Annotated in this window: 9 protein-coding genes and 2 pseudogenes; 5 read left to right on the forward strand and 6 right to left on the reverse strand. The window is 52.1% G+C overall.

Going from position 1 to position 10,857, the window contains the following annotated elements; genetic code table 11:
* Positions 1-897, forward strand: a pseudogene (locus tag INT22_RS00130) (hypothetical protein); the annotation flags it as partial.
* Between the two features lie 87 nt (positions 898-984).
* Here the strand turns inward: INT22_RS00130 and INT22_RS00135 are convergent.
* Entirely contained in the window at positions 985-1,701 is a 717-nt protein-coding gene (locus INT22_RS00135; protein ID WP_193067435.1) for a trimeric intracellular cation channel family protein, read from the reverse strand.
* A 179-nt stretch (positions 1,702-1,880) separates the two neighbouring features.
* Between INT22_RS00135 and INT22_RS00140 the strand changes: the two genes are divergently transcribed.
* The 3 genes from INT22_RS00140 to INT22_RS00150 all read left to right on the forward strand — a co-directional run bounded on the left by INT22_RS00140 (position 1,881) and on the right by INT22_RS00150 (position 5,535).
* Positions 1,881-2,375: an NfeD family protein gene (locus INT22_RS00140; protein WP_089039500.1), complete on the forward strand. Its 495-nt coding sequence runs from the start codon at positions 1,881-1,883 to the stop codon at positions 2,373-2,375.
* Between the two features lie 14 nt (positions 2,376-2,389).
* Positions 2,390-3,439, forward strand: coding sequence for an SPFH domain-containing protein (locus INT22_RS00145; protein ID WP_089040928.1), 1,050 nt, complete (start codon positions 2,390-2,392; stop codon positions 3,437-3,439).
* A gap of 296 nt (positions 3,440-3,735) precedes the next feature.
* Positions 3,736-5,535, forward strand: a complete 1,800-nt coding sequence (locus tag INT22_RS00150; protein ID WP_193067436.1) for a GGDEF domain-containing protein — start codon at positions 3,736-3,738, stop codon at positions 5,533-5,535.
* Between the two features lie 19 nt (positions 5,536-5,554).
* Here the strand turns inward: INT22_RS00150 and INT22_RS00155 are convergent, their stop codons facing one another.
* The 4 genes from INT22_RS00155 to INT22_RS00170 all read right to left on the reverse strand — a co-directional run bounded on the left by INT22_RS00155 (position 5,555) and on the right by INT22_RS00170 (position 8,930).
* Positions 5,555-6,907, reverse strand: coding sequence for a DUF2252 domain-containing protein (locus INT22_RS00155; RefSeq protein ID WP_193067437.1), 1,353 nt, complete (start codon positions 6,905-6,907; stop codon positions 5,555-5,557).
* 81 nt (positions 6,908-6,988) lie between these two features.
* Positions 6,989-7,369 carry a DUF1294 domain-containing protein gene (locus INT22_RS00160; protein WP_193067438.1) on the reverse strand — a complete coding sequence of 127 codons (381 nt, stop codon included), beginning with the start codon at positions 7,367-7,369 and terminating at the stop codon, positions 6,989-6,991.
* A 30-nt stretch (positions 7,370-7,399) separates the two neighbouring features.
* On the reverse strand, positions 7,400-8,095 hold the full coding sequence (gene bluB, locus INT22_RS00165; protein ID WP_193067439.1) for a 5,6-dimethylbenzimidazole synthase: 696 nt from the start codon (positions 8,093-8,095) through the stop codon (positions 7,400-7,402).
* 199 nt (positions 8,096-8,294) lie between these two features.
* On the reverse strand, positions 8,295-8,930 hold the full coding sequence (locus INT22_RS00170; protein ID WP_193067440.1) for a glutathione S-transferase family protein: 636 nt from the start codon (positions 8,928-8,930) through the stop codon (positions 8,295-8,297).
* A 188-nt stretch (positions 8,931-9,118) separates the two neighbouring features.
* Between INT22_RS00170 and INT22_RS00175 the strand changes: the two genes are divergently transcribed.
* Positions 9,119-10,096 (forward strand): helix-turn-helix transcriptional regulator, encoded by a 978-nt coding sequence (locus tag INT22_RS00175; protein ID WP_193067441.1) that lies wholly within the window; start codon positions 9,119-9,121, stop codon positions 10,094-10,096.
* A gap of 8 nt (positions 10,097-10,104) precedes the next feature.
* On the opposite strand, the pseudogene INT22_RS00180 reads toward INT22_RS00175, so the two are convergent.
* Positions 10,105-10,833: pseudogene (locus INT22_RS00180) on the reverse strand (NAD(P)H-dependent oxidoreductase); the annotation flags it as partial.
* Positions 10,834-10,857: the final 24 nt, after the last annotated feature.

The raw sequence follows: 10,857 nt of genomic DNA on the forward strand, positions 1-10,857 counted from the left end.
GAGCAGGCCCAGCTTTCACTAGGCATTCCACACTTTGCGCTTATGCGCCAGGACGATGACCGCCCCCACTTGGAAGGCCGCCACTTTGCCCTCACGACCGAAACTGAACGTTTCAGTGACGTGCTGGAGTCGCCAGAGCCCGATTTCTTCACTACCCGCATCGCGCTGCCTATTACGGAGGTGCCCGACTTCACCCGCTATAACCACTACCTACCTGAAAATGCCGGGGTTACCTTATTGGGCGGCCAAGCTAGCCTAACCAGCGAATGGCTGCTGGAGGGGCTTACCGCCCAGGGAGACATGACACTACGTGCATTTGGTGCCGAACTAGCGCTACTTGATCAACAGCTTAAGGGCGATGTTGAATTACATCTGCAGCTCACCGAAGGTGATTTAGAAACACGGCGCTTCACCGCCAATGACTCGTTTCTACGTCTTGAAAACGTCTTTCGGCAAAGCGCGGAAGGCACACAGGATGCTGGCTGGTGGGTGCAGCTCACGATGGAAGAAGCACAACTTGAGTGGGATGATCCTATTCGTTTAACCAGCCAACTGCGCCTTGGCATGCGCGACACTGGGCTATTGGCCCGGCTCTTTCTCGCCCGCGCCAGACAAAGTGATTGGCTGGGACGGTTATTAAACGTGCATGACATTAACGGTAGCGCGCAGCTGCAGATCAACGGCGAACGCATACGCCTACATGATCTCACGCTTAGCGGCGGACCGCTTTTACTGCTTTCCGATGTCACCTTGGCTGAAAAAAGCGCCAATGGCGCGCTCTATGCACACCTTGGCGCATTAGGGATAGGTGTAGAGCTGATCGACAGCGAACCCTCGTTAAAGGTACTGCAACCAAGACGCTGGTTTGATCGCTGGCGAGAAGCAAATGCGTTTTGAAAGTGAGCGAAAGAGAAGATAGCGACGAAAAAAGAAAAGAATAAGCGCGCCTTCCTTTAGCGTTATAGCGAAAGGAAGGCCACCCAGCTAACGTTTTTTACGCTCTCGCCGGATCATGCGTACCCGCTCTTTAGCTTTCTGAGGGGTTGATAGCGGTGCCGAAGCCTCATCTTGCGTTTTCGGTGGTAGGGTAACCCAGGCAAATACCGGTAGCGCCAGGCGCCAGTGAATCGCCGCTAGGCGCAATCCGAGTGTCGCCGTTAATGCAGCGGCAATCGCAACGGTTAGCGGCGCCTCTAATGCATCGAGCGCCACATACACAATCCCCCCCGCCAAGGCTGCCGTGGCGTAGATCTCCTCACGGAGCACCATGGGCACCCGCTGGGCTAACACATCACGGATCATGCCCCCCGCCACGCCGGTCATCATGCCCATTAACACCGCCACAACGCCTGATGTGCCCAGCAACAGTGCTTCATGGGTGCCAATGACAGTAAATAGCGCCAGTCCAAACGCATCAGCGACAGGCAAAAAGCCCCGAGAAAGGCGATGAATATAGTGAAACCCCACCAAAGACACGCCGACTGTGGCTAATATCACCCACAAATAGGTCGGATCAGTTACCCAGAATACCGGGCGAACGCCCAACACCAGCTCTCTGAGTGTGCCGCCGCCAATACCGGTCACCGCCGCCAACACCAGCATACCGAAGGGATCCATTCGCGAACGACAGGCTAAAATCACCCCTGACAAGGCGAATACGATGACACCCGCCATATCTAACCAATAAATCACACCCGACACACGACTCTCCTTAGAGACATGCTCAGTAAGGCAAGTAGGATAGCACTCCACTGCGTATTCAGGTCATCAACGAGAGGATGAGGCCACTAAACAGTGGCTGTTACGCAGTACACAGGCCAATATACGCCGAGTAGGTTACGCTAGTGAACAGCTTCATCCATAGACTGCAAGGAGCACACATGGACTGGAACCCTGCTTATACTTGGCTGGTGATTGCTCTGCTGCTGAGTCTCGCAGAATTGACGTCTGGCGCAATGTTACTGCTTGCACTGGGAGTTGCTGCGGCGCTGACCGCGGCGGTCACAGCACTGGGATTATCACTGCCGTGGCAGTTACTTAGTATGGGAATTTTCGCGGGTGTCTTAGTGCCTTTAGGCATTATGGTTATTCGTCCGCGCTTTTCGCCCAAAGGTGTGGCCTACGGCACAACCGGCACGGGCGTTGAAAAAGGTAACCATTACAAAACACTGGTTCGCGACTTTGACAACGCCACCGGCATTAAAGTGAACGGTGATTTCTACCGTTTGCGTGTCATCGAGAGCGGTGATACCGAATTGCCACCAGGCACCCGAGTCATCTTTAAGCGATTTGAGGGTACCACGGCCTTAGTGACGCTGACACCCCCAGAAAATGCTAGCCCTCAGGATGCAATTTCCCCACGCAAGGAGCCATAAGCATGAATAACCTCATGGATTTATCAATTAGCCCAGGCCTGCTCATCAGTCTGATTATTGTCGTTATTGGCGTGCTCATCATCTCGAAAGGATTGGTCATTGTTCGCCAGTCAGAAGTGATGGTGATTGAGCGACTAGGTTCGTTTCATCGCGTACTTGAAAGCGGCATCAACATCATTATTCCGTTTATTGAACAACCACGCGCAATCACAATGCTGCGCTATCGCAAAATGGGCGAAGATTACACAGCGATTACCAGCGATGAAACACGCATCGATCGCCGTGAAACGGTCATGGACTTTCCTGGCCAGCCGGTCGTCACCACGGATAACGTCACCGTGAGAATCAATGGTGCGCTTTACTATCAAATTATCGACCCTAAACGAGCTGTCTATGAAGTAGAGAATATGAGCCAAGCAGTCGAGGTTCTGGCCAAAACCACGCTTCGCTCAGTGGTCGGTAAGATGGAACTAGATAAGCTGTTTGAGTCTCGTGCCGAAGTTAACAATGAAATCCAGGCAGCGATGGAAGAGCCCGCTTCCAAATGGGGTGTCAAAATCTCCCGGGTAGAGGTGCAGGATATCGCCATGCCAGAAGAGGTAGAGTCTGCGATGCGCCTGCAGATGGCTGCTGAACGTAAACGCCGCGCGACAGTGACAGAAGCAGAAGGTGAAAAGTCTGCAGCCATTGCAATGGCTCAAGGCCAGCGTGAGTCGGCCATTCTTAACGCCCAGGGTGATAAAGAGTCGGCGATTTTACGCGCTCAAGGTGAGCAGGAATCCATCAAACTCGTGCTTAGTGCCATCGGCGATAGCGAAGAGAACAAGCGTACCGTAGTGGGTTACCTACTTGGTCAAAGCTATATCAAAGGGCTGCCCAACATGGCGAAAGAGGGTGAGCGGGTATTCGTACCTTACGAGTCCTCTGCTCTACTGGGGTCAATGGGCATGTTCCGTGAAATGGCAGGATCGCCTGAAGATACCGTCGCCAACCATCTCAAAAATCGCAACAGCAGCGAGAGCAGTTTGCGCAGCGGCATCGTCGGCGGCGCCGCATCCACTTAAAAAGTATGATTTTAATAATACTACGCTAGTTACTATTTCTACCAATTGCGTCTATCAGCTATTCCTATCAGCGACGCAAAACCTACCAAGGCTGGGCCAACAGGGGCCCAGCTCCCTCTGTCACTCTCTAGCAACATTTAGTAACGTTGACGAAACTACCATCGCCTTAGGCATATTTTTAGTTAAACTGGGAAGAATCTTTGCTGCTTGCCTCATGTGCGCCTCAATCAACTCGCAGGCTTTGATTGAAGTACTTACTAGAAGAAGGATCATAATCAGGAGATTAGACGTTCATCATGCTGCCTCGTTGGCTTGCCATACGTCATTACACTCAGTTGCTCCTAATACTGACCACGCTTGTGATGCTTCCAAGTGGGCTTTGCGCTGCTTACCCGCCACAACCCCTGCCAAGTTGGGAGTATCGCTGGGGCGACTCTCCGCAGGATTCAAATAACCGCTTTCTATGGCTACACAGCAACCCAAGCGATTGGCAGGCGATTGATTCTCCATTTAACCCGCCTGGCCGCGAGGGGCGCGAACATCTCTGGTTACGCACAACGCTGCCCGCCGGAGACTGGAACGATCCCGTTCTCTTTATCACTAGCATGAATCTTATCGGACAGGTTTATCTAGGTGACAACCTTATTTACCAATACGGTGAGTTTGACGCTCAGGGTAAGGGGAGTTTTGCAGGTTGGCCCTGGCATATGATCGACTTACCCGATAATGCTGCCGGGCAACAACTCACTTTTCGCTTCTACTCTGACTACACCAGCATTGGTCTATGGGGCCAAGTGCAAGTGATGGAACGTAGTGATGTACTCAATCAGGTTATTCACGACTCCGCTCAAGACCTTGGCGTGAGTGCACTGGTGTTAGTGCTAGCAATTCTGGCAACTATTTTCGCGTTGATAGGGCCACAACGCCAAGGCTTTGGTGCCATTGCGCTGTTTGCCTATGCGTCAGGGTTGATGTTGCTTGCTGAAACCCCTGCTCGCCAGCTAATTTCCGAGTGCGCTCTGGGCTGGGACATGTTGCGAGCAGGCAGCTACTATACACTGCCAGTGGCATTAGGCTTATTGCTCAGCGACTGGCTGAAAGGCACGGCCAAACGCTGGATCACACGGCTATGGGTTACCCATCTGCTATACCTCGTTTTCGCCATGGGGTTAGTTCTGTTGGGCGTGATCAGCCTTTCGCTTACTTTCCCCATCTTTGATGTCATGCTAGCCATCTCGCTCCCTGTCATGTTGGTGCTAGCACTCATACGCTTTCAATGGCTGAATGTGGAACAGCGGCTACTAGTGGTGAGCTTTACTTTTTTCGCCCCACTGCTGTTAGCCGACATGGCCGTTGCCCATGGTTTTATAGCCTGGCGCAGCGTGCCATTAAGCTATGGCACATTAGCTTTCGCAGTCGCTAACGCTGCTATTTTTCTGTGGCACTATCGCCATACTCAACAACAACTTGCCCTTGCCAATGAAACTCTTGAGCAACAAGTAGCGTCCCGTACCGCTGATCTTGACCGACTCGTTCAGGAGTTAGATAGCCTATCCCGCAAAGATCCATTGACGGGCCTGCATAATCGTCGTCACTTCGACTCAGCATTTGAGCACCAGTGCCAGCGAGTACGGCAGCCTACCAGCCAACTCTCTGTACTTATGCTGGATGTGGACTATTTCAAACAGATCAACGACGATTTTGGTCATGATGCAGGAGACACTGTACTGGTGGAAATTGCACAGTTGCTGCGACAGCATCTACGCGATCTCGACGTCATCTGTCGTTTTGGTGGGGAGGAGTTTGTTGCCTTGCTGCCTGCCACATCGCGAACTGTTGCCGAATCCAGAGCAAAAGCACTGCTAATATCCATCTCGCAAACGGCATTTGCTCATCAGGATATACCGCTCCGGCAAATCACGCTTTCCTGCGGGGTGGCCACTTACCCTGATCACACCCAAGACCCCAGGAAATTGCTACGACTTGCCGACGAGGCACTTTATCAAGCAAAACACAGCGGGCGAAACCGCTGTGTTGTTTGGGAAGACTCTCTTGAAGATCAAGGCTTTTTATTCGGTAAACGGCAAACACTATGAACGTTAATGGCGTAGCTTGTTAAGCAGAATCTGCCTTCAAAAAGTGCTCTACGAACACCTTATAGTCCTGGGATACGCAGTCGGCATAGGCAATTGCCAGGGTCGTCACTACCTCAATAAACTGCGCTTCGCGACCTTCTAAACGTTGGCATACCGCGTTGGCAAAGGGTGCTGACTGACCACGGTGAAGCGCCTGAGCACCGCGCAAATGTTCACGTGCGAGAATTTCACCCCATTGGCGCGCTAATTTCCGGTAAGACTTCCCCCCTGAAAGCTTGTGAGTAGGCACATCTTTTTTAAACGGAGAGCGCTCCCGAACCGAAAACACTTTGCCATTCATGGTCAGCCAACCCAAGTAGGCATCGGGGTGCTCGGCAATGGCATGAAATGCCGCTGCATGGCGAATGCCTTCATTAGGAAATAGCTTTCGCCATGCCTGTTGCTGGGCTTTATTCATCAAGCCATAAGCTTCCGGCGTTACTTGTTCTTTAACATCTAATATAACGTCGTCGTGTTCATGATCCGCGCCACCCTCAATCAAAACATAATAACGCTCTACACCTAACGACCCCGTTCCCGCATCAAGTCGGCGAACGGTGTCTTTTACACGAAAGTGTTTTGGGTCACTCTCTTTGATCGGGTGCTGTAACGTCTGTTGATACTCTTGCTCAATCAAACGGCGTAGCTGGCTAGCGACATCTGCTGGTAAGTTCGCAAGTTTCCCAGAGCGCTCAGCGAACATGCGCCCTTTCTGACTATCGAGGGTTGTCCATTTTTCCAGCATACGCGCCCGACTCTGCTTATCAGCGACGTTACCCATGAAGGCCTTCAGTGGTCCCTTGGCGCTATCCAGAGTCACCGCCTCAATGGGCTGCTCTTTAGCCAGCGTATCTTTTTCATTAGTTTCTTGGCTATAAACAGCTAGCGTATGGATGTACCCCTCTAACAGCTTTTTCAGCGCTTTATCCGTCGCTTTAGAACTTAACGCGGCGTTTTCACGGCTATCCAGTACCACGCTGATCGCCAGCCGCCATACATCGTATTGATAGTCACCTATCAACGCGTCATCGAAGTCATCCATACCGTAGCGCACTTGGTCATCGTGGTGACCATAGGCGCCGAAGTTATAAACGTGCGCATCGCCTTGAAGCCACGTTTGGGTAGTAGGCCATCCACCGAATAGCGCAAAGCGCCAGTCGTGCCAAACGTCTTGCCAATACAAGTGATTAGTTCCACGAAAGAATCGGTAGGGAGACACGGCCATTTTGGCGTACTTTGCTTGGCGGTGCGCTGCATTGAGCGGCGCATTCACCTGCTGAATTGCCTCAATCACTTGTTGTGGGCGGTTATGCCCGGTTAGTGCATGGCTCATCGCGTTGCCTTTATCGGTGCGTAAAAAGCAGTCTGCTATTAGCGTAGGAGATAAACGTTAACAGAATAAGTCATTCACAAATTATGCCCATGCCCAGCTAACGAGCGCCGCCAGGTTGATCAGCACCGTCATCCAGAATACCCGCCTGAAAGCGCGCTTTTGTGTTTTGTGGCGAAGCCATTGCTGTGCAACCATTGCCCCAGGCCAGCCGCCCAATAGTGACAACACATGCAAGGTATTTTCGGAAATCCGCTGCGCGTTTTTTTGTGCAGCGGATTTATCTACCGCATAAGTAAGACATGTCACCACACTGACCGCTAGGTAGATGAACAGCAACCACATAGGTAGCTTTTCGATGACGACCGCAACGGCCAGTAGCGCAAAAAATGTCAGCGTTATGACCAGTGACCGCCCCACAGTGCCTTTCACGTGCCGAGGTGCGCTAGCCTTTCTATTCAACATGAGTGTGTTGCTCCTTTCCTTGAGCCTCGATTATTCTAAGGCAGTTAGAAGTGGGCTTTCTGTCAACGAACCGCCCCAGCCATCACAGTGCACCAATTCAGTTAATGAAAGCCGAGAGCGCCACCCTTTTGCTTCCAGCTCGGGCTGATCTAAAAACTCGCTGACGTAGCCAAGGCAAAGATAAGCCAATGGATAAACATGTTCAGGCAACTTCAACGCCGTACTCAGTTGATCTTGATCGAGAATACTCACCCAGCCAACGCCAATGCCCTCTGCCCGCGCTGCCAGCCAGAGGTTTTGCACGGCTAAACACGTGCTGAATAGATCGGTATCCACAATGCTATTGCGCCCTAGCACATGGGGGCCTCCCCGGCTGCGGTCACAAGTAATGCAGAGGTTAATCGGACTTTCTAAAATGCCTTGTAGTTTCAAGCCCTGGTAACGCTCCTTGCGTTCTCCCTCAAACCGCTCAGCGGCTTTTTGGTTTTCTCGCTCGAACATCGCCACTATCGCCGCCCTCACCTCACGGCTTTCGATCACAATGAAATCCCAGGGCTGCATAAAGCCTACCGAGGGAGAGTGGTGGGCTGCCTTTAAAAGCTTGGCCAGAATCTCGGGGGCAATCGGGTCGGGTAAGAACTGTGAACGCACATCACGCCGTTCATAAATAGCGCGGTATAGCCCGCGCTTCTCAGCATCTGAAAAGTGGTGACTCGGGGTACTCATTGGGTGTAAGGCCTTTGATAATACAAATATAGGTGCAGCCTACCCCAGAACTTCGCTGCGTTCATAAATAGAGCAGCAACAGAGTCAGATTCTAAAACAGCGGTGAGTCAAATGATCTGGAATACATGCTATCAACTGTCGCCTATACGCTAAAGCCCCAGCCCGCCAACATCACCGGCCAGGGCAGTAACCCAGATCGTTAGAATGAAACAGGCTCCATTTTCGTAGCCAGCTCGTCATCTATTGCATTCGCGCGTTTAGCGGCAGGCCTGCTTTCCGTGCGTTCTATGTACTCTTTGAATACCTCTTTTGGCGGAATATTTTTCTGCATTATCCCCCACCAGAGATAGCTGCTGAGCACGATATCCGCTGCAGTGAATTGATCGCCACAGATATACGGCGACGTTTCCAGCGCCCTTTCCAGGGTATTAATACTGTCGTCTATATGGCCACAACCAACGGCCTGGGCGTTACTGTCATCAATGTTCCACCCATAGGCGACTGCACTGGTGGCCATTTCAAAGGGACCGGCCATGAAAAACAGCCAGCGATAGTAAGCACCGCGCTCAGGTGATTCCAGCGGCGGCGCTAGTTTTTTACTTGGAAACTGATCTGCAAGATAGGCAACGATGGCCGCCACCTCGGTGACGACGATGTTGCCATGCCTAATCGCCGGTATTTTACCCATGGGGTTAATGGCTAGGTATTCCTGGCTCTTCATCTCAGTGCCGTATTCCATGGTCTTTGTGACGTAGGAAATACCCAGCTCTTCTAGCATCCAGCGCACTACGCGGCCACGGGACATAGGGTGAGTGTAAAAAATTAGTTCTGACATGCTGATCTCCTTTTTCAGTCACTTCTTCAGTCAATGTTTCTTCCGCCAATGCTTCAGATGACGTGAGCTACTGCGAGATCAGGTTAATTTGTAAATAGGTGAGAACTTGTCCTATATAAACGCAATAATTTAATTTGTCTGCAATGCTTGAATTCAGGCTTCAAAACTCGTTCCAGGAGGAAGGCCGCATGGCGAACCCCACAACACGCGTGCTTGCTGTGCTTGAATTATTGCAGGCTCATGGACAGCTGGGTGGTGCCGAACTAGCGGAACGCCTCGGCGTCGACCGGCGCACCATCCGCCGTTACATTACGCTACTGGAAGACATGGGCGTGCCGATTATGACCGAGCAGGGACGTTATGGCGGCTACCGATTATTGGCTGGGTTTAAACTCCCCCCCATGATGTTTACCGACGACGAGACCCTCGCGATATCCCTGGGGTTGCTAGCCGCCCACCAACTTGGCCTTACGGAGGCAGCACCAGCCATTGCCAGTGCTCAGGCGAAACTTGAGCGTGTGATGCCCGCCAACCTTAAGAGCCGCATGCGGGGTGTCAGTGATACCACTCGGGTAATCCTGCCTCGGGGTGCGCCCAGCCTCGATAACCGAGCCCTTGAAACGCTGACCAAAGCCACAGAAAGCATGCGAACCGTGGGGCTTATCTACCACTCTCCACAGCAGGAACCAATAGCGCGTAGGATTGACCCCTACGGCTTGGTCTTTCAACTGGGACGCTGGTATGTCGCAGGTTTATGCCATCTGCGGGGGGCTATGCGCTCCTTTCGTCTGGATCGTATCAGCAATGTTCAGCTTCAGTGCGATACCTTTATCCGCCCAGCCAATTTCGATGCAGCAGATTTTTTAAGTGACAGCTTGTCGTCCTGGAGCCAACCCTATGAGGTGTCACTAATACTCCACACCGACCTCCCCACGGCTAATGCGGTATTCGGTTTCCAGGCTCTGTGCGCAAGCCACCTCGAACAGGTGGAAAGCGGTCTGCTCATCAATACTCAAACCGACAGCTTCGAATGGCTTGCCAGTTGGCTGGCACAGCTCCCGTTTCGGTTCACCATACTGCAGCCAACGGCGTTGAAGGATGCCTTGCGTGAACGAGCCAATGATTTACTGGCAAGTTGTGGACACTCCGTTAGCGACGCTAGTTAATAGCGAGATCAATTTAGCCGCCAGCGCAGCGGCGCTGTTTGGTCTAAAACACCATCAGCGTCCCAGTCATTCCAGCCCGTAAAGGGAATGGGTGACTCGGCATCCAAACTTACAACCCGGGAAGCCCAAGCCGTTTTACATGCCTCTAAGTGGCCAATGATTTCGGTCTCCTCTTGATAGCGAATACCACCGCCCTGGATGCCATAGCTAACCTGGGGAGCCAACACCTCAAAGCCAACGTAGTACAACGATGAATGAATAGGCCATAGCCAATGAACCATATTGCCCGCGCGGCCAAAGGGCTGAAACGCCTTTTCTGGTGAACCGGTGGTTACCGATAGCATTGCTCGCTTGCCACGATAGTAGCCGCGATCGTAACGCATGCGGCTTGTATAGCGTCCGCCATATACCAGCACACGATCAAACCAACCTTTCAGAATGGCGGGCTGGGCGTGCCACCATAAAGGGAATTGGAAGATCACCAAATCTGCCCACTCCAGCCGTGCCAGTTCCCTCTGAACATCCTGCGCCAAGGTATTTTGTTCGTAGTGAGCACGTTGCTCGTTAAGAGGGTAAAAATAGTCCTCATCCACCGCTTTGTACGGATAGAGCTCAGTGCGCTCCACCGGGTCAAACTGCTCGGCATAGAGGTCATCCACTTCAACGCAGTGCCCAGCATCTACTAGCTGTTTTACCGCGATATCCACTAAGCCGCCATTAAACGACTGGCGTTCAGGAGTAAGCGTTCATTCCAAGGCGTT

The sequence above is a fragment of the Halomonas sp. 3D7M genome, from assembly GCF_014897885.1.
Taxonomy (GTDB): domain Bacteria; phylum Pseudomonadota; class Gammaproteobacteria; order Pseudomonadales; family Halomonadaceae; genus Vreelandella.